This window comes from Frondihabitans sp. GW821-FHT04F02, from assembly GCF_059420045.1.
In genome coordinates this window covers 267175-286224 of the sequence record NZ_JBWKSZ010000003.1, presented here as the reverse complement: position 1 = coordinate 286224, position 19050 = coordinate 267175, and the positions used below count along the sequence as shown (strand labels likewise).

At 69.5% G+C, this 19050-nt stretch carries 16 protein-coding genes; 11 read left to right on the top strand and 5 right to left on the bottom strand.

All coding sequences use genetic code 11. The features are described 5' to 3' along the window. The first annotated feature begins 2 nt into the window (after positions 1-2). Positions 3-764 carry an HAD family hydrolase gene (locus tag AC07TY_RS09980; RefSeq protein WP_494785211.1) on the top strand — a complete coding sequence of 254 codons (762 nt, stop codon included), beginning with the start codon at positions 3-5 and terminating at the stop codon, positions 762-764. A 76-nt stretch (positions 765-840) separates the two neighbouring features. On the opposite strand, the gene AC07TY_RS09975 is transcribed toward AC07TY_RS09980, so the two are convergent. Further along, positions 841-2247 carry an NtaA/DmoA family FMN-dependent monooxygenase gene (locus AC07TY_RS09975; RefSeq protein ID WP_123506284.1) on the bottom strand — a complete coding sequence of 469 codons (1407 nt, stop codon included), beginning with the start codon at positions 2245-2247 and terminating at the stop codon, positions 841-843. Positions 2248-2314: 67 nt separating this feature from the next. Next, positions 2315-2911: a TetR/AcrR family transcriptional regulator gene (locus tag AC07TY_RS09970; protein ID WP_494785210.1), complete on the bottom strand. Its 597-nt coding sequence runs from the start codon at positions 2909-2911 to the stop codon at positions 2315-2317. Between the two features lie 177 nt (positions 2912-3088). On the opposite strand from AC07TY_RS09970, the gene AC07TY_RS09965 reads away from it, so the two are divergent. The 7 genes from AC07TY_RS09965 to AC07TY_RS09935 are packed head-to-tail and all read left to right on the top strand — an operon-like array spanning position 3089 to position 10211. Continuing rightward, on the top strand, positions 3089-4216 hold the full coding sequence (locus AC07TY_RS09965) for an ABC transporter substrate-binding protein (RefSeq protein ID WP_123506282.1): 1128 nt from the start codon (positions 3089-3091) through the stop codon (positions 4214-4216). Positions 4217-4244: 28 nt separating this feature from the next. Then, positions 4245-5078: an ABC transporter ATP-binding protein gene (locus tag AC07TY_RS09960; protein ID WP_233579996.1), complete on the top strand. Its 834-nt coding sequence runs from the start codon at positions 4245-4247 to the stop codon at positions 5076-5078. After that, positions 5071-5958, top strand: coding sequence for an ABC transporter permease (locus AC07TY_RS09955; RefSeq protein ID WP_488625674.1), 888 nt, complete (start codon positions 5071-5073; stop codon positions 5956-5958). The genes AC07TY_RS09960 and AC07TY_RS09955 overlap by 8 nt, the downstream gene beginning before the upstream one ends. Beyond that, positions 5958-6845, top strand: coding sequence for an ABC transporter permease (locus AC07TY_RS09950; RefSeq protein ID WP_494785209.1), 888 nt, complete (start codon positions 5958-5960; stop codon positions 6843-6845). The genes AC07TY_RS09955 and AC07TY_RS09950 overlap by 1 nt, the downstream gene beginning before the upstream one ends. Continuing rightward, positions 6842-7828 (top strand): nucleoside hydrolase, encoded by a 987-nt coding sequence (locus AC07TY_RS09945; protein ID WP_488625675.1) that lies wholly within the window; start codon positions 6842-6844, stop codon positions 7826-7828. Before AC07TY_RS09950 ends, AC07TY_RS09945 begins: the two co-directional genes overlap by 4 nt. Beyond that, positions 7825-8838, top strand: coding sequence for an adenosine deaminase (gene add / locus AC07TY_RS09940; RefSeq protein ID WP_494785208.1), 1014 nt, complete (start codon positions 7825-7827; stop codon positions 8836-8838). The genes AC07TY_RS09945 and add overlap by 4 nt, the downstream gene beginning before the upstream one ends. Continuing rightward, positions 8826-10211: an 8-oxoguanine deaminase gene (locus AC07TY_RS09935; RefSeq protein ID WP_494785207.1), complete on the top strand. Its 1386-nt coding sequence runs from the start codon at positions 8826-8828 to the stop codon at positions 10209-10211. Before add ends, AC07TY_RS09935 begins: the two co-directional genes overlap by 13 nt. A 60-nt stretch (positions 10212-10271) precedes the next feature. On the opposite strand, the gene gnd is transcribed toward AC07TY_RS09935, so the two are convergent. Continuing rightward, positions 10272-11732 carry an NADP-dependent phosphogluconate dehydrogenase gene (gene gnd / locus AC07TY_RS09930; protein WP_123506276.1) on the bottom strand — a complete coding sequence of 487 codons (1461 nt, stop codon included), beginning with the start codon at positions 11730-11732 and terminating at the stop codon, positions 10272-10274. Positions 11733-11982: 250 nt separating this feature from the next. Between gnd and AC07TY_RS09925 the strand changes: the two genes are divergently transcribed. Both AC07TY_RS09925 and pth read left to right on the top strand, forming a co-directional pair. Further along, positions 11983-12597, top strand: coding sequence for a 50S ribosomal protein L25/general stress protein Ctc (locus AC07TY_RS09925; RefSeq protein ID WP_494785206.1), 615 nt, complete (start codon positions 11983-11985; stop codon positions 12595-12597). Between the two features lie 48 nt (positions 12598-12645). After that, on the top strand, positions 12646-13230 hold the full coding sequence (gene pth / locus AC07TY_RS09920; protein ID WP_123506274.1) for an aminoacyl-tRNA hydrolase: 585 nt from the start codon (positions 12646-12648) through the stop codon (positions 13228-13230). A 93-nt stretch (positions 13231-13323) separates the two neighbouring features. Here pth and AC07TY_RS09915 read toward each other — a convergent pair whose 3' ends face one another. After that, a complete protein-coding gene (locus AC07TY_RS09915; protein ID WP_494785205.1) occupies positions 13324-13614 on the bottom strand; it encodes a hypothetical protein in 291 nt (96 codons plus the stop codon). Between the two features lie 170 nt (positions 13615-13784). Here AC07TY_RS09915 and mfd point away from each other — a divergent pair, with 170 nt between their 5' ends. Continuing rightward, a complete protein-coding gene (gene mfd, locus AC07TY_RS09910; protein ID WP_494785204.1) occupies positions 13785-17408 on the top strand; it encodes a transcription-repair coupling factor in 3624 nt (1207 codons plus the stop codon). A gap of 417 nt (positions 17409-17825) precedes the next feature. On the opposite strand, the gene AC07TY_RS09905 is transcribed toward mfd, so the two are convergent. Continuing rightward, complete coding sequence (locus AC07TY_RS09905) at positions 17826-18995, bottom strand: Na+/H+ antiporter NhaA (RefSeq protein WP_494785203.1); 1170 nt, start codon at positions 18993-18995, stop codon at positions 17826-17828. Positions 18996-19050 lie beyond the last annotated feature (55 nt).

The window sequence follows — 19050 nt, the reverse complement described above, 5'->3', positions numbered from 1 at the left end:
CCGTGGCCTCTGAAGCTGCGCTGCCGAAGCTCGTCGTGCTCGACTTCGACGGCACGGTGTGCCTCGGCGACGACCCCGTCCTCAGCTACGCGCGGCACCTCGACGAGGCGCTGCCCGCCCCGCGGCGGGTGGTCGAGGCGACGGTGGCGCAGTTCCTGCGCGGCCCAGATGAGCAGGTCGCAGGGCTGCGTTCGTCTGCAGGGCTGCATTCGTCGGCAGTAACTCGCGCCGCTCACCTCGACTCCGTGGTCGACGCCGCCGACGGCTACGCGGCCGCCGCCACGCTCGCGACGGAGCTCGGGGCGACCCCGGCGCAGCTCGGAGCCGCGTACGAGGCCAGCCGCGTCGAGCTGGCGGAGGGTCGCCTGGAGACGTGGGCCCCCGAGGGGGTGGGCGAGTTCCTGCGCGAGATCGACGCGATCACCGTGCTCGTCACGAACGCGACGGCGACCGGCGTGGAGGCGCAGCTCGTGCACCTCGGCCTCGACGGAGTGTTCGACGAGGTCGTCACCAGCGCTGGCAAGCCCGCGGGAATGGGCCCGATCCTGACGAGGCTCCGCGCCGCGCACGGCCTGGCCGAGGCTCCGGAGCGCCTGCTGAGCGTCGGCGACATCTGGCGCAACGATCTGGCTCCCGCCGCCGAGCAGGGGTCGGTGACGGCGCTCATCGAGCGGTTCGCCGCCGCCGAGGCCGCGCCGTCGTACCGGGCGCCGACGTTCGAGCAGCTGTACGCGCCCCTTCGGGCTTGGGCCGCCACCGCCTGACGCCCTCGGCGAGTTGCCCCGATCTGGGCGGCGTCGAGGTGCCCCGATCGGGGGAACTCGGCAGCGCCGTCGCCGACTACGCCCCGACGGGCGCCGGCGTCACCTTGAACCGGCGGCCCGGGTGGTCGGCCGACAGATGCGCTCCGGGGCGCCCGAGAACCTGCTCGCGCAGCGTCCCCTCCAGCGGCTCGGCGGGCATCCGACCGCGGCGACGGAGCTCGGGCACCACGAGCTCGGCGAAGTCGACGCAGTCGGCCGTGCCGAAGAGCGGCTCGATCATGAAGCCGTCGAGGTCGGTCTCGTCCATGATCTGCTCGAGCCGGTCGGCGACCTCGATCGGGTCTCCGACGAGCTGCAGCCCGCGGGTGCCCTTGCCCTTGAGGTCGTCGAGGATCTCGCGCACCGTCGGCGGCTTCGATCCGTCGGTGGGAAGGAACCTGTCGATGTTGCTCTGTGCGATCTGGCCGATCTGGCCGCCGTCGTCGCGGAGCTGCGTGAGGTCGCGCTCCGGGTCGAGGTCGAGCAGGTTGATCCCGGTGTTGCCGGCGTAGAGCACAGCCACCACCTCGTCGCTCTGCATGGCGTCGAACTCGGCGCGGAGGCGGTGGGCCTCCTCGCTCGTCGGGGCGACGGTGACCGAGAGGCCGATCATCGTGACGATCGACGCGGGGTCGCGTCCGTTCTCTGCCGCCTTGGCGCGGATGTCGGCGACGTTGGCCTTGGTCGCGGGCCCGGTCGTGTACTGCACGAACACGCCCTCGGCGTTGCGCGCAGCGTAGGCGCGCCCGCGGGCCGAGGTGCCGGCCTGGAACAGCACCGGGGTGCGCTGCGGCGACGGCGTCGAGGTGAAGTAGCCGTCGGAGCGGAAGTGCTTGCCCTCGAAGGTGATGCGGTGGATCTTCGACCGGTCGGCGAGCACCTGCGTCTCCTTGTCGCCGATGTAGGCGTCGTCCTCCCACGATCCCTCCCAGAGGGTCATGGCGAGGTCGAGGTACTCGTCGGCCTGGTCGTAGCGGTCGTCGTGCTTGACCATCTCGGTGTGGCCGAACAGCTCGGCGACCGTGTTGGCCGAGCCGCCCGTGACGATGTTCCAGCCGACGCGGCCGCCGGTGAGGTGGTCGAGCGTGGCGAAGCGGCGGGCGGTCTGCAGCGGGTGGTCGAGGCCGGTGGCGGCGGTGACGACGAAGCCGAGGCGCGAGGTCTCGCGGGCCAGTGTGGGGATCAGGAGCGCAGGATCGATGCCGGCGAAGTTGATGCCGCCGCGGGCCGCCATCTCGGGGAGGTCGCCGTCGATCGACGGATAGCCGAAGCCGTCGGCGAAGAACAGGAAGTCGAAGCCGGCGTCGTCGAGGACTTTCGCCATGCCGATCCAGAGGTCGAGCTCGCGGTAGCGGACGGAGTCGCTGCGGGGGTGGAACCAGCTGCGGGTACCGCCGACCTGGGGGGAGGCGACTTCGAACACGCCGAGGTGGATCTGCTTCATGGGATCAGTGAACCAAGTGGTTCAGGTCAAGTCCAGCCACGAAACAGAGACTTAACAAACCATCGGGTCAGGGCCGGGTCGCACGGGCCACGAGGCCCGCGTGAGCGTTCGCCGCGGCCCGGCGGACCACGGCCCCATCGCCCAGGCTCAGGAGCGAGGCCTGGAGTCCGCGCCACAGGGCGACCGTCTCGTGCCCGGCGTCGAGGGCCTCGTCGGCGGAGAGCCCCGCGTCTTCGAAGGCCGCGGCCGCGTGCTGCACCCACTCGGTGCCGATGAGACCGAGCAGCGCCTCGAACCTCTCGCGCTCGAAGCCGGCGAGGCCGAAGATCTCGAAGAAGAGCCGGTGAAACGGGAGGTTCTCGGGGAGCGCGATGACGTCCCAGGCGCTGCCGATCCGCTCGGCGAGCGAGAGCGACCGGTCGTCGAGCAGCTCGGCGACGCGGGCCATCGTCGGGAAGCGCGACTCGGCGCCGTGGAGGGCCGTGACGATGAGCTCCTCGCGGCTGCCGAAGTAGTAGAGCAGCATCCTGTTGTTCGAACCGACAGCTGTCGCCAAACTGCGTAAGGTGATCTGCGCGATGCCGTGGTCGATGACGTGGTCGACGATCTTCGCGAGGAGATCGTCGCGGCGCCCGGTCGGATCCGGCGTCGGGTGCTCGTTCATGGAAGCGACGCTAACGGTTCGCCGAGGATGCGACGACGGCAACACTCCCGAAATACGGGGGTAACAATCGCCGTCTAGCGTTCCGAGAATCACGGATTGATGCCAGGGCATGCAGCGGAAACAAACTCGCCCCGAACGATCCCCACTTCCCGAGACACCTAGCCCCTTGGAGTGCCCATGAGCGCCTTCTCTGCCCCGCCCGTGCTGAAGAAAGACCTCGACCGTCGCGCGTTCTTCCGCCTCGGCGGAACCGTCGGCCTCGTCGCCGGAACCACCGCTCTCCTCGCAGCGTGCTCTACCGACAGCCCCTCGTCGACCTCGTCGTCGGGTGGAGCCGCCGCCGCCGGAAGCCTCGGCACCATCGCCGTCCAGCTCTCGTGGATCAAGAACATCGAGTTCGCCGGCGAGTACTTCGCCACCGAGAAGGGCTACTACACCAAGGCCGGCTTCAAGGGCGTCACGCTCCTCGCCGGTGGTGGCCAGACCGGTGCCGAAGAGGCGCTCGTCGCCGGCCAGGCGCTCGTCGGCCTGTCGGGCCCGTCGATCACGGCTCCGGCGATCCTCAAGGGCGCACCCCTGAAGATCATCGGAACCACGTACCAGAAGAACCCCTTCTGCCTTCTGTCGCTCGAGGAGAAGACGCCGATCAAGACGGTCGCCGACCTCAAGGGCAAGAAGATCGGCGTGCAGTCCGGCGGCAACCAGACCACCTTCGAGGGCTTCCTCAAGGCCAACGGCCTGACGACCTCCGACGTGACGCTCGTCACCACGCAGTACGACATCGCCCCCCTCGAGGCCGGCAAGTACGACGCGCACATGTCGTACCTCACCAACGAGCCGCTTCTCGCCGAGGCCGACGGCTTCACGCCCGTCACCCTGGGCTTCGCCGACAACGGCCTCCCGTTCGTCGCCGAGACCTTCACGGTCACGCAGGACACCATCGACAACAAGCGCGACACCCTCAAGGCCTTCCTCAAGGCCGAGATCCAGGGCTGGACCGACGCGGTCAAGGACCCCGAGCAGAGCGCGAAGTACGCCGTCGAGAAGTACGGCAAGGACCAGGACCTCGACCAGGCCGAGCAGGTCAAGGAGATGACGGCGCAGAACAGCCTCGTCCTCACCGACGACGTCAACTCGAACGGCCTCTTCACGATGACCGACGAGCTCGTCTCCGAGACCATCAAGTCGCTCGGCGACATGGGCACGACCATCACGGCCGACAAGCTCTTCGACCTCTCGATCCTGAAAGAGGTCTACAAGGAGAACCCCGACCTCATCACCTCCTTCACGATCCCGGCTTCCTGATAGCTCCGCTCCAGTAGAGATGTCCTTCATGCCCAGTACTCAGCTCGCCCTCGCCACGAACGACCCGGCCGGTTCGCCGGACCTCGCGACCGGCATCAACATTCAGGGACTCACCAAGACGTTCCAGCTCGGCCGCAAGTCGGTGCAGGCGCTGTCCGAGGTGAACCTGGGCACGAAGAAGGATGCCTTCCTCACGCTCCTCGGCCCGTCGGGATGCGGAAAATCGACGATTCTCCGCATCCTGGCGGGGCTGGAGACCCCGACCACCGGCTCCGTCGTCGTGAACGGCAAGTCGTCGGCCGAGGTCCAGAAGAGCCACGAGACCGGCATCGCCTTCCAGGACAGCGCGCTGCTGCCCTGGCGCACGGTCGCCAAGAACATCCGGCTGCCCCTCGAGGTGGCTGGCATCACCCCCGAACCCGGTCTCATCGACGACCTGATCGACCTCGTCGGCCTCAAGGGCTTCGAGAACGCCAAGCCCGCCCAGCTCTCGGGCGGAATGCGCCAGCGCGTGTCGATCGCCCGCTGCCTCGCGGTGCAGCCGACGATCATGCTCCTCGACGAGCCGTTCGGCGCCCTCGACGACATGACGCGCCAGCGCATGAACGTCGAGCTCCTCCGCATCTGGACCGAGAAGCCCTCGACCACCCTCATGGTGACGCACGGCATCTCGGAGGCGGTCTTCCTCTCCGACGTCGTCGCGGTCATGAGCGCTCGCCCCGGACGCATCGCCGAGGTCGTCGAGATCGACCTTCCGCGCCCGCGCCTCCCTGAGCTGACCCGCACCCCCGAGTTCCACGCCTACGTCGACCAGATCTCGGAGATCCTCTTCGGAGCGCACGGGGCGGCGACCGATGACTGACATCAGGAGAGAGTACGAACGCGATCTCTCGCAGAGCATCGCGCTCGACGCCGAGACGAGCAGACGCACCCGCCGCTCCGTCATGGGCACGTTCCACGCCATGCCGCCGTGGGTCGGGGCCGTCGTCGGCATCGTCGTCATCCTGATCGTCTGGCAGATCGTCGCCGTCACGATCTTCAAGGTCACCGGCAGCGTGCCGCAGCCCGGCCTCGTCTTCGCGCAGCTCTTCCACGACCTGACCGACTCGGTCTACTGGAACGCCATCGCCAAGACCGCGGCCAGCGCCGGCTGGGGCTTCCTCTGGGGCAACGTCATCGCGCTCGTGCTCGCCGCGCTCGTGCTGGTGTTCCCCTGGTTCGAGGGCATGTCGACGCAGCTCGCGGTGGTCACGACATGCATCCCGCTGACTGCGATCGCCCCGATCGTCACCCTGCTGATGCCGGCCGGCAGCCGCACGACGTCGATCTTCCTGGCGGCGCTCAGTGTCATCTTCACGACGGTGGTCGGCACGATCCTCGGCCTGAACGCCGCCAGCCAGACGCAGATCGACGTGATCCGCGCCTACGGCGGCTCGCGCTTCACCGTGCTGGTGAAGGTGCGCCTCATCGCGGCCCTCCCGAGCATCATGGCCGCCCTCAAGCTCGCGGCGCCCGCGGCGTTCCTCGGCGCCGTCCTCGGCGAGTACTTCCTCATCGGGGTCGACTCCGGCATCGGCATCCTCCTGCTCGCTGCGACGGCCACCGCCGCCTCGGTGAAGCTCTGGGCGGTCGCGCTCATCAGCGCCGGCGTGGCCGGCCTCGCCTACTTCGTCATCGGACGCATCGGACGCCTCGTGGCGCCCTGGTCGGCCGGCGACGCCCGTGCTGGAGGAGGGTTCTGATGGCCACCGCACTCACCACCGCCCGTCGCGCTCCCGTGACAACGACGGCGAGCACGTCCACCGCCCGGTTCATCGGGCGCCGCGTCGGGCGCACCGTGCTGACGATCGCGATCTCGCTGATCCTCATCTGCATCGCCTGGCAGCTCGCCCTGATCGCGCTGCACGCCAATCCGCTGATCGCCAAGACGCCGCTCGACGTGTACCGCTACCTGTTCGTGGACAGCGCGGGCACCCCCGCGAACGACGCCTCGAAGAACCGCGAGGTGCTCGTGGGCCTCAGCGGCGAGACGCTCTTCCACTCTCTCATCGGCTTCGTGTTCGGCGTCGGGGGGTCGGTCGTCATCGCGATCGCCTTCACCCTGATCCGCCCGCTCGAGTTCATGTTCATGCCGATCGCCATGGTGCTCCGCACCGTGCCGCTGCTGGCCATGGCCCCCGTCATCTTCCTGATCTTCGGCGTCGGCTGGGTCACGGCCGCCTTCGTCGGCGGCGTGGTCGTCTTCTTCCCGCTCCTGGTCAATCTGACGCTGGGCTTCAACTCGGTCAGCGCGCAGTCCGTCGACCTGATCCGCGTCTACGGCGGCAATCGCTGGACGATCATGCGCCGCGTCGCGATCCCGACGGCGCTCCCGCACTTCTTCGCCTCGATGCGGATCGCCGTCCCCGGTGCGATCACGGGTGCGATGCTCTACGAGTGGCTCTTCACATACCAGGGGCTCGGCGCCGCGGTCACCAGCGCCAAGGCGCAGTTCGACTACGGCCAGATCTGGGCCATCGGCGTGATCGTCACGGCCCTGTCGGTGCTCTTCTACACGATCGCGACCTTCGTCGAGACGGCCGTCCTGGCCAAGTGGGGCCCTGACGCCGGAAAGGCCGTCACGAAGTGACCCGCACCGTCCACGTCGATACCGATACCGGCATCGACGACGCGTTGGCCCTGCTCTTCCTCGCCGCGCAGCCGGATGTCGAGATCGTCGGCATCAGCGCCGTCTACGGCAACTGCGTCGTCGACGACGCCCTCCGCAACATCGGCCACGTCACGCGCCTCGGAGGCCGGCCTCTGACGCCCGTCTCCCGGGGGGCCGCCGGCCCGCTCGCCGCGGAGGCGCACATCGCGCACTACGTCCACGGTCACGACGGCCTCGGCGACGTCGTCGAGACGCGCCTCCTCCCCGAGGTGCTCCTCGAGCTGACGGCGGCCGAGCACCTCGTGAAGTCCGCGAACGACGCCCCGGGCGAGGTCGACCTGCTCACGCTCGGCCCCCTGACGAACCTGGCCCTGGCACTGGCGCAGGATCCCCTGCTCTTGACGAAGTTCCGGTCCGTCACGATCATGGGCGGCAGCGGGCCCTTCCCCGAGCTCGGCGCCAGCCACATGTTCGACGCCAACATCCAGAACGACCCGAAGGCGGCTAAGGCGGTCTTCTCCGCACCGGCCACCCGCCGGGTCATGGTCGGAGTGAATGCCACGGGGACCGTCTTCACCGACGAGGCCGACATCAAGGCCCTGCACGCCTCCGGCACCCCGACCGGCACCTTCGCCGCCGACATCCTGGAGTCGTACCTCGACTTCTACCAGTTCGCCTGGGGTCGCCGCGTCAGCCCGGTGCACGACGGACTCGCCGCAGCCCTGACGGTCCGCCCCGAGTGGATCGCCGAGTCGGCGAGCGGGCCCGTCAACATCACCGACGACGGCTTCACGGTCCGGGCGCGCATCATGACCGCCGCCGACGGCACCCCGGTGCCGTGGGCGATCGACGAGGTCCCCGACACGATCGCCGTCCTCACCGTCGACAACGACGCATTCCACCGAGCATTCCTCGACGCCCTCGTCGGCGGCGGGGCTCGCACCCAAGGAGCACCCGAATGACCGAAGCACCCGCAGCCGTCCGCGACCTCGTCGCCGTCCGCGACCTGAAGGACCTCCCGAAGGCCCACCTCCACATCCACCACGAGGCGGCCATCCGGCCCGAGACCCTCGCTGAGATGGGGGCGGCGGAGGGCGTCGATGTCAGCGTCCCCGATCACTTCGACGATTTCAGCGACTTCAGCCAGACCTACCGCGGCATGCTGCAGGTGCTGTCGATCAAGGAGAACCTGTTCCGCCTGATCGAGGAGTCGATCGAGGACTGCGCTCGCGACGGCGTCGCCTACGCCGAGTTCGGCGCGAGCCCGCACTTCTACGTCGCCACCTTCGGCTCGACCGAGCTGGCCCTCGACGCCATGATCGAGAAGGCCCGCGAGTACGGCGCCAAGTGGGGCGTCGAGGTCGGCTACATGATCACGGCCGACCGCGTCGAGAGTCCCGACGAGGCAGTGGCCTACGCGAAGACGGTCGCTCCCTACGCGGGCCGCGGCGTCGTCTCGTTCGGTCTCGCCAACGACGAGCGCGGCCACCCCGCCGCACAGTTCGAGGAGGCCTTCCGCATCGCCAAGGAGGCCGGTCTCCTCGCGACTCCGCACGCCGGCGAGCTGGCCGGCCCCGACGAGATCCTGTCGGCGCTCGACGTGCTCGGTGCCGACCGCATCCTGCACGGTGCCACCGCCGTGCAGAGCGACGAGCTCGTCGCCCGCCTCGCGCAGGACGGCACCTGCCTCGACCTCTGCCCGACGTCGAACCTGCTGCTCGGCGTGGTGCCGACCCTCGAGGCGCACCCGCTGAAGACGCTGCTCGACGCCGGCGTGCGCTGCTCGATCAATGCGGACGACCCGGTGCTGTTCGGCCCCGGAATCCTCGAGGAGTACCAGCTCTGCCGCGATGTGCTCGGCCTCAGCGACGAAGAGCTCGCCGCGTGCGCGCTCTCGTCGATCGAGTGCAGCGGGGCGTCCGAGGTCGTGAAGCAGAAGGCCGTCGCCGGCATCGCGGCGTGGCTGGCGTGACCCGGCGCCTCGTCTTCGAGGGCGCCTATGTCGCGACGGTCGACGCAGCGGGCTCCGAGTTCGCGGCGGGCCACGTCGTCGTCGACGACTCGCGCATCGTCGCGGTGGGCGACGGGCCGGCACCGGAGTGGGCCACCGATGCGTTGGGCGACGTGACCGTCGAGCGCATCGACGCTCGCGGACGTCTCCTGACGCCCGGACTCGTCAACACCCACCACCACCTGTACCAGTGGCTCACGCGCGGCATCGCGCAGGACTCCATCCTGTTCGACTGGCTGGTCGCGCTGTACCCGACCTGGGCGCGCATCGACGAGACGCTCGTCGAGGCCGGCGCGGAGGCAGGACTGTCCGTCCTCGCCAAATCGGGCTGCACCCTCGCCGCCGACCACCACTACGTCTTCCCCGCAGGATCCGGCGACATCCTCGGCGGGATCGTCCGGGCGGCGGCCCGTGTCGGAATCCGGCTCCACGGCACCCGCGGTTCGATGGACCTCGGACGCTCGGCCGGCGGCCTCCCGCCCGACTTCGCCGTCGAGACCACGACCGCCGCCCTCGAGGCGTCCGCGGTCGCCGTCGAGAAGTACCACGACGCGTCTCCCGACGCCATGACGCAGATCGCGCTGGCGCCGTGCTCGCCGTTCTCGGTGACGTCCGACCTGCTGCGCGAGGCCGCCGTGCTCGGGCGCTCGCTCGGGGTGCGGCTGCACACGCACGGTTCCGAGACCGTCGAAGAGGACGCCTTCTGCCAGGAGCGCTTCGGAAAGACGCCGACCCAGTACCTCGACGATCTCGGCTGGCTCGGCGACGACGTGTGGATGGCGCACAGCGTCCATCTCGACGAGCACGCGATCGCCCGCTTCGGCGCCACCGGCACCGGCAGCGCGCACTGCCCGTCCTCCAACGCGCGCCTCGCCGCGGGGATCGCGCCGATCCCGCAGCTGCTCGCCGCCGGGGCTCCCGTCGGGCTCGGCGTCGACGGCTCGGCCTCGAACGAGTCCGGCCAGCTCGGCACCGAGATCCGCCAGGCCGTGCTGATGAACCGGCTCCGCGCCGGGGCCGACGGCTTCAGCGTGCGCGACGGACTCCGCATCGCGACCATCGGCGGCGCCCGGGTGCTCGGACGAGACGCCGATCTCGGCTCGATCGAGGTCGGCAAGCTGGCCGACCTGGCGCTCTGGGACGTCTCGGGCGTCGAGTTCGCCGGCCTGGTCGACCCGGTCGCAGCTCTCGGCCTGGCGTCGATGCCGCCGGTGGCGGGACTGTTCGTCGGCGGCGACCGCGTGGTCACGGACGGCCGCCTGACGACGGTGGACGAGGTCGGCGTCGCGGAAGCGGCGGCACGGGCGACGACGGAGCTGCTCGCGCGGGTGTGAGACGGACGGGCGACGGGACAGTTCCTGCGCCCGCCGCCCGCGCTCTTCTCTGATCTGCCTCTAGTGCGTCGAAGGGTCCTGTGCCACCTCGCTGCGGTCGTCCGACCACAGCGTGTGGAAGGTGCCCTCCTTGTCGACGCGCTTGTAGGTGTGCGCTCCGAAGAAGTCGCGCTGGCCCTGGATCAGGCTCGCGGGCAGGCGCTCGGAGGCGAGCGAGTCGTAGTAGCTGAGCGCGGACGCGAAGCCGGGAACGGGGATCCCCGACAGGGCGGCCTTGGCGACGATTCGCCGCCAGGCATCCTCGCCGTCGGCCACGGCCTTGGCGAAGTACTCGTCTTCGAGGAGCGTCGCGATGGTCGAGTCGTTCTCGTAGGCGTCGACGATCCGGTTCAGGAACTGGGCCCGGATGATGCAGCCGCCCCGCCAGATCTTGGCGACGGCGCCCTTGTCGATGTCCCAGCCGTACTCCTTGGCCCCGGCGATGATCGCGTCGAAGCCCTGAGCGTAGGCGACCATCTTCGAGGCGTAGAGCGCCTTCTGCACGTCGTCTTCGAAGCCCTCGCCGGCCTCCTGGATGTCGGGACGGTTCTTGAGCGTCTTCTGCACCGCGGCGCGCTGGTCGGGCTTGGACGACACGGCGCGCGCGAACACGGCCTCGGCGATGCCGCCGACGGGGACGCCCAGGCCGACCGAGTTCTGCACGGTCCAGACGCCGGTGCCCTTGGAGCCCGCCTCGTCGAGGATGAGGTCGACGAGCGGCGTGCCGGTCTCGGCGTCCTTCTGCTTGAGCACCTCGGCGGTGATCTCGATCAGGTACGACTCGAGCTCGCCCTTGTTCCACTCCTCGAACACGGCGGCGATCGCGTCGGGGTCGTGGCCGCCGACGCGGCGGAGCAGGTCGTACGACTCGGCGATGAGCTGCATGTCGGCGTACTCGATGCCGTTGTGGATCATCTTGACGAAGTGTCCGGCGCCGTCGGTGCCGATGTGCGTCACGCACGGCTCGCCCTCGGCGACCGCGGCGATCGACTTCAGGATCGGGCCGAGCGTCTCCCAGGCCTCGGCGCTGCCGCCCGGCATGATCGACGGGCCCTTGAGCGCGCCCTCCTCGCCGCCCGAGATGCCGGTGCCCACGAAGTTGAGGCCCTTCTCCTTCAGGTCGTGCTCGCGGCGGATCGTGTCGTGGAAGTTGGCGTTGCCGCCGTCGACGATGATGTCGCCCTCCTCGAACAGGTCGGCGAGTTGGCCGATGACGGCGTCGGTGCCACGGCCCGCCTGGACCATGATGATCGCCGTGCGGGGCTTCGACAGCGAGGCGACGAAGTCCTCGATCGACTTCGACGCGATGAACCCGGCGTCGCCGTGCTCGTCCATGAGCAGGTCGGTGCGCTCGGGGGAGCGGTTGTAGACGGCAACGGTGTTGCCCTCTCGGCTGGCGAGGTTGCGGGCGAGGTTCGAGCCCATGACGGCCAGCCCCACGACGCCGATGTTCGCCTTTGCGGTCTCTCCGTGTTCGGCCACGGTGCCTCCTTCACAGTAAGTACGGACAATCTATCCACGCTTCTGGGCGGACAGCCAGGGTCTGGCAGTACGAGGTTCGACCATCCGGTGAACGTGCCGTAGACTCCTACCCGAACTTCGGCGAGGGGTGCGGTGCACCCGTTATCGACGCGGTGGGCGGACAGTCCCTGTCTTTCCTCACGCTTATTGATGCGTTCGAGTTGAATTCCCGGGCTCCACGAGAGCCCACCACTTCCAGAAGGAGACACACATGTCTGACGACAACAAGCTGTCCGTCGAGATCCGCACGAGCTTCGGCAAGGGCGCGGCCCGCAAGATCCGCGCCGTCAACAAGATCCCCGCCGTCATCTACGGCCACGGCACCGAGCCGGTCCACGTGACCATGCCCGGCCACGAGACCATGCTGATCACCCGCCGCTCGAACTCGGTCCTCGAGCTCGACATCGAGGGCACCAAGCAGCTCGCCCTCGTCAAGGACATCCAGCGCGACCCGGTCCGCCAGATCATCGAGCACATCGACCTCGTCATCGTCCGCGCCGGCGAGCGCGTCGAGGTCGAGGTCCCCGTTCACATCGAGGGCGAGTCGTACCCCGGCACGATTCACGTGATCGAGTCGAACACTCTGCTGCTCGACGTCGAGGCCACTCACATCCCCCAGAACGTCGTCGTCTCGATCGAGGGCCTCGAGGACGGCGCCCAGATCCTGGCCTCGGCCGTGGAGCTGCCGTCCGGCGCCAAGCTGATCAGCGACCCCGAGTCGCTCGTCGTCATCATCAGCCTCCCTCGCGCCGAGGTGGCTGCGGAGGGCGAGGTCGCCGCCGAGGGCGACGTGCCCTCGATCGAAGACGAAGAGCGCTCCGAGTAGGTTCTCGCAACGGCACATCCCGAAGGCGGATCAGCGAAGGGCGCAGTCCTGGACGACAACAGATGGCTCGTGGTCGGGCTCGGCAACCCCGGGCCCGGCTACGCGTCCACCCGGCACAACGTCGGTCAGATGGTGCTGTCGCTGCTCGCTGACCGGCTTCACTCGGGTTTCAAGACCCACAAGACGCAGGCGACGGTCGCCGAGGGACGCTCGTTCCCCGGCGGCCCCCGGCTGGTCCTGGCGAAGCCCACCACGTTCATGAACGTGTCCGGCCCGCCGGTGGCAGCACTGCTGCGCTTCTACGACCTCGACGTGTCGCGGCTCATCGTCGTGCACGACGAGCTCGACATCCCGTTCGACACCCTCAAGATCAAGCAGGGCGGCGGGCACGGAGGCCACAACGGCCTCCGCGACATCATCTCCGCGTGCGGCTCGAAGGACTTCCTCCGGGTGCGGGTCGGCATCGGCCGTCCCCCCGGTCGGCAGGACGCCGCCGATTTCGTGCTGCACGACTTCAGTGCCACCGAGCGCAAGACGCTCCCCAACCTCCTCGACGAGGCGGCCGACGCGGTCGAGCTCATCGCGACCGACGGTCTGACCGCGGCGCAGCTCCGGTTCCACACGGCGAGTTAGGTCCGCGCGGCGGGTCGGGTCGCCGCGGCGGGCCCTGTGCGCGGCCTCCGCCCGGGCCAGTGTCGCACGGGACGACTCAGCCTGTGTGGCTTGTCACCTCCGCCGTACCCGCATGCCGAGACGGCCTTCGCGGATCTCCTTGCGGACCGTCAGCAAGACGGACACGGATACGCCGCCAACGACGACGAGTAGCAGACCCAAGTCATTCACGGCGAAGCTCACGGCGGGCAGGCCGTCGTTTTCCGCGAACCGTCCGGCAACGAGCCCCGGCAGGCGGATATCGACCGCACTGAAAAGTGATATCGAGACCGCCGTGAGGATGACAACGACTAGTACGGCCAGCCCGCCCAGCGCGCCGCGTAGGGCGCCTGCAACGAGTCTCATGGTTACACGCAATCTGTCCTCCAGGAGCTCGCGTCACGTATGAATACAGAATTCCACACTGATCCGTGGGGCGCATCCTCTGAGCAGATAAAACCGTGCACAAAAGAGGACTCTCGTGATGGCGACCTCCGCCCGGGCCAGTGTCAGAGGGGGCCCGTACACTCGTACGAGTGATCCTCCAGGGCTTGATTCCTGCGCTTTCGCGCGCCTCGACGTTCGGCGACGCCCTCGAGGGGGCTGAGAGATCGAGCGACTTCTCCGTGGTCGACGGGCTGCGCGTGCCGCTGCTCGCCGGGCTCCTCTCCAGCCGGGAGGGGCCGCAGCGCCAGACCCCCCAGTGCCTCCTCGTGATCACCGCGACGGGCCGGGAATCCGAGGCGGTCCGCTCGGCGATCTCCTCCTACATCCCCGAGGCCGAGGTGCTGGAGTTCCCCGCGTGGGAGACCCTGCCCCACGAGCGCCTCAGCCCGAGTGCCGAGACCGTGGGCAAGCGCATCCGCGCGCTCCGGCGCCTCGCGGAGTGGGAGAAGACTGAGAAGGTCGCAGGAACTCCGCCACTCGTCGTCGTCGCCGGCGTCCGGGCGGCCCTCCAGCCCCTCTCCGACAACCTCGCCGACGTCGACCCCGTCGTGCTCGCCACCGGCACGCGCGGCCACGACCTGTCGGGCATCGCCACGCAGCTCGTCGACCTCGCCTACGCCCGCGTCGACATGGTCACGCGACGCGGCGAGTTCGCCGTGCGCGGCGGCATCCTCGACGTCTTCCCGCCGACAGCCGAGCACCCCGTCCGCGTCGACTTCTTCGGCGACGAGGTCGACCAGATCCGTCCGTTCTCCGTGGCCGACCAGCGCAGCCTCGACTCCGAGGTGACCGAGGTCGAGTTGCCGCCGAGCCGCGAGATGCTGCTCACCGAAGTCGTCCGACAGCGTGCGCGCGAGATGCAGCACGAGTTCCCGAGCCTGGCGCAGATGCTCGAGAAGCTCGGCCAGGGGATCCCCGTCGAGGGCATGGAGTCGCTGGCACCGGCGCTGGTGCACCGCCTGGTGCCGATCACGCACTATCTGCCGCAGAGTGCGGCCATCGCGGTGCTGTCTCCCGAGCGAGTCGTGTCGCGGGCGAAGAGCCTGGCCGAGACGAACCGCGAGTTCCTGCAGGCTGCCTGGATCGCGGCCACCGCCGGCGCCGAGGCCCCGATCGACCTCGACTCGGGCGACTTCCTCACCGTCGGCGACCTGCGGCTGAAGGCCGACGGCCGAGCCTGGTGGTCGATCTCGGGCTTCGACTCGGGTCTCGTGCTCACCGACGAAGAGAAGATCGAGGCCGCCGGCGACTACCGCCGCGTCGACGCCGAGACCGTCCCCAGCTTCGCCGGCAACGCCGAGGGCGCCGCCCTGCACGTCGCCGAGCGCGTCTCCGGGGGCTGGACCGTCGTCGTCACGGCCCGCGGCACCGGGCTCGTCGACCGCGCCCGCGACGTGCTCGCCGAGCTCGGCGTCGCGGCACGCGTTCAGGAGTCCCTGCCCGCCGACCCCGAACCCGGCGTCGCGCACCTCGTCACCGCCGGCGTCGAGGCCGGCTTCGAGATCCCGTCGGCGAAGCTCTCCGTGCTCAGCGAGTCCGACTTCTTCGGCCGGGCCGCCGGCTACGAGTCGCGGCAGGTCAAGAAGCTCGCCTCGCGACGCAAGAACGTCGTCGACCCCTTGCAGCTCAAGGCCGGAGACATCGTCGTGCACTCCACGCACGGCATCGGCAGGTTCCTGGAGCTCACCAGCCGCGAGGTGTCGACCGGCGGCCGCAACGCCGTCAAGCACAACCGCGAGTACCTCGTGCTCGAGTACGCGCCGTCGAAGCGTGGCCAGGCGGGCGACCGCCTCTACGTGCCGACCGACCAGCTCGACCTCCTCAGCCGCTACGTCGGCGGCGAGGCCCCGAAGCTCAGCAAGATGGGCGGCAGCGACTGGTCTCAGGCCAAGGGCAAGGCGCGCAAGGCCGTCCGCGACATCGCCGTCGAGCTCGTGAAGCTCTACTCCGCGCGCATGGCCTCGAAGGGGTACGCGTTCGGCCCCGACACCCCGTGGCAGCGCGAGCTCGAAGAGGCGTTCCCGTTCGCCGAGACGCCCGACCAGCTCACGACCATCGACGAGATCAAGGCCGACATGGAGCGGCCCATCCCGATGGACCGCCTCATCTCGGGCGACGTCGGCTACGGCAAGACGGAGGTCGCGATCCGTGCCGCCTTCAAGGCCGTGCAAGACGGCAAGCAGGTCGCCATGCTCGTCCCGACGACACTGCTCGTGAAGCAGCACATGGAGACCTTCTCGGAGCGCTTCGCCGGGTTTCCGGTGCACCTGCGCGCCCTCAGCCGCTTCCAGTCGGCGAAGGAGTCGAAAGAGACGATCAAGGGCATCGGCGACGGCACCGTCGACATCGTCATCGGCACGCACCGCATCCTTACCGAGGGCCTCGCGTTCAAAGACCTCGGCCTCGTCATCATCGACGAGGAGCAGCGGTTCGGCGTGGAGCACAAAGACCAGCTGAAGAAGCTCAAGACCAACGTCGACATCCTCGCGATGAGCGCGACGCCGATCCCGCGCACGCTCGAGATGGCGGTCACGGGAATCCGCGAGATGTCGACGCTGGCGACGCCACCCGAAGATCGGCACCCGATCCTCACCTTCGTGGGGCCGAACAGCGACCGCCAGATCGCCGCCGCCATCCGGCGGGAGCTGCTGCGCGAGGGTCAGATCTTCTTCGTGCACAACCGCGTCTCGTCGATCAACCGCATCGCCGCCCAGCTCGCCGAGCTCGTGCCCGAGGCGCGCATCGCCGTCGCTCACGGGCAGATGCCCGAGTCGGCGCTCGAGCAGGTCATGGTCGACTTCTGGGAGCGCAAGTTCGACGTGCTCGTCTCGACGACCATCATCGAGACCGGTCTCGACATCGCCAACGCGAACACCCTGATCATCGACCGCGCCGACCGGTACGGCCTCTCGCAGCTGCACCAGCTCCGCGGCCGCGTCGGCCGCGGGCGCGAGCGCGGCTACGCGTACTTCCTCTTCGACGCCGACAAGCCGCTCAGCGAGACTGCTCAAGACCGCCTGGAGACGATCGCCGCCAACAACGAGCTCGGCGCGGGCATGCAGGTCGCGCTGAAAGACCTGGAGATCCGAGGCGCCGGAAACCTGCTCGGCGGCGAGCAGTCGGGCCACATCGCGGGTGTCGGCTTCGACCTCTACCTGCGGATGATCGGCGAGGCCGTGAATGCGTTCCGCGGCGATGTGGCCGAGGGCCAGACCGAGCTGCGGCTCGAGCTGCCGGTCGACGCCCACATCCCCGAAGACTACGTCGAGAGCGAGCGCCTGCGCCTCGAGGCCTACCAGAAGCTGTCCACCGCCTCGTCGCCGACCTCCACCGACGAGCAGATCGACTCCGTCCTCGACGAGATGAAAGACCGGTACGGCGAGCCGCCCGCCGAGGTGCTCGCGCTCATCGAGGTCTCGCGCCTCCGCCGCATGGCCCAGAAGACGGGTCTGAGCGAAGTCGTCGCCATGGGCTCCAACCTCCGGGTGGCGGCGCAGGAACTCCCCGACTCCGTCCAGCTCCGCCTCGGCCGGCTGTTCCCCGGCGGCCGCTACTTCGCGCAGACGAAGTCCGTGTCGGTGCCAATGCCGCGGAAGAACGGCGAGCCCCTGCCGGACGCCGAGCTGATCGAGTGGGTCGAGCAGCTGCTCACCGCGATCTACGACGCGGCGCCGGCGAAGCCGGCCGGCAGCGCGGCGCCGTCGCCGGGGTAGGCGGCGCGCGACCCGCGGGGCGCGAGATCGCGATCCGCGTCGGGTCCGACCCGGGGCGGCGACGGGAAGTGCGATCTCGCGGCCGCGTCGTGGGGCGGTCGGGCGGCGGGTCCGGAGTTCCTGCGCCCGGGGCTGCCCCTCGGAATCGGCACGGAGAGACGCGGTCGGCTGCAAAGTCCACGCGCTCGGTGCGGCCGCGCGGCTGGCTTGGGCGCGAGATCGCGATTGGCGTCGGGTCTGACCCGACGGGGCGACGGGAAGTGCGATCTCGCCGCCTCGGCCTGCGGCCCGGTGAGGTGCGGCGGGCGCGAGGAATGCGCCGGTTCGAGGAACGCGGCGGACGCGAGGAACGCGGCGGCGCGAGGAACGCGGCGGGCGCGAGGGGCGGCGCTCAGCGGGGCGCGGCGCGGGCCGGGCTCAGCGCACGCGACGTTGGTGTGCGCGCTTGAGCATGCTCACCAGGACGGCCGCGATGACGATCGAGATGCCCGAGCCGAGGAGCACGGCGAGCGTGCCCTCGTCGACGATCTCCTCCGACTGCTTGAAGGCGAGCTCGTTCATGAGGAGCGAGACGGTGAAGCCGATGCCGCCCAGCATCGCGACGGTGACGATCTCGACCATCGACAGCGTCTGACTGCGGCGGGCCGGGTCGGGGTTGCGGAAGATGCGGGAGGCGATCCCGCCGGCGAGAGTGATGCCGATGAGCTTGCCGATGGGGAGCGCGATGACGATCGCCCAGAACACGGGGCTGAGCTCGCCGAGCCCGACGCTCGGCACGACGACCGCCGCGGCGGCGAAGGCGAAGACGGGCAGCACGATGCCGTTGGTGAACGGCTCGAGCGCGTGGACGGCCTTGCGGGCCGGACCGAGCGGCAGCACCAGGCCGACGGCGACTGCGGCGATCGTCGCGTGCACGCCCGAGCGGTAGACGAGGTACCAGGTGACGACGGCCAGGACGGTGATCATCACGACGACGGCGACGCCGGCGGCGCCCGTGCGACGGCCGAGCAGCTTGCCCGCGGCGAAGGTGGCGATCACGGCCACGACGCCGAGCGCGAGAAACAGCAGGTTGCTGCCGTGGGTGAAGAACACCGCGATGATCAGGATGGCGATGAGGTCGTCGAGCACGGCGAGCGCCAGCAGGAACACCCGGATGCGACCCGGCAACGCCGACCCGAAGACCGCGAGGACGCCGAGGGCGAAGGCGATGTCGGTGGCGGTCGGCACCGGCCAGCCCGAGGAGTACCGGGTGCCGGCCGTGACGAGCAGGTAGACGCCGGCCGGGACGATCACGCCGCCGACCGCGGCGATCGCCGGCACGACGGCCTTCGACACCGAGTTGAGGTCGCCGCGCACCAGCTCGTGCTTGAGATCGACGGCGACGACGAAGAAGAAGAGGGCGAGGAGGCCGTCCGAGATCCAGTGCCCCACCGACAGGTCGAGCCCCATGGACGGGAAGCCGAAGTGGAAGGCCTTGATGTCGAGCAGAGCGGGCCCGGTGGCGAGGTTCGCGAGGAGGAGGCCGAGCACGGCGGCGCCGAGGAGGATGCCCGCGGACGCGCGCTCCGAGCGGAAGAGAGAGCTCATGGAGTCCTGACTGATGAGGTCGAGCCCCGAGAAGAGGTCGACAGAGGAAGCGTCG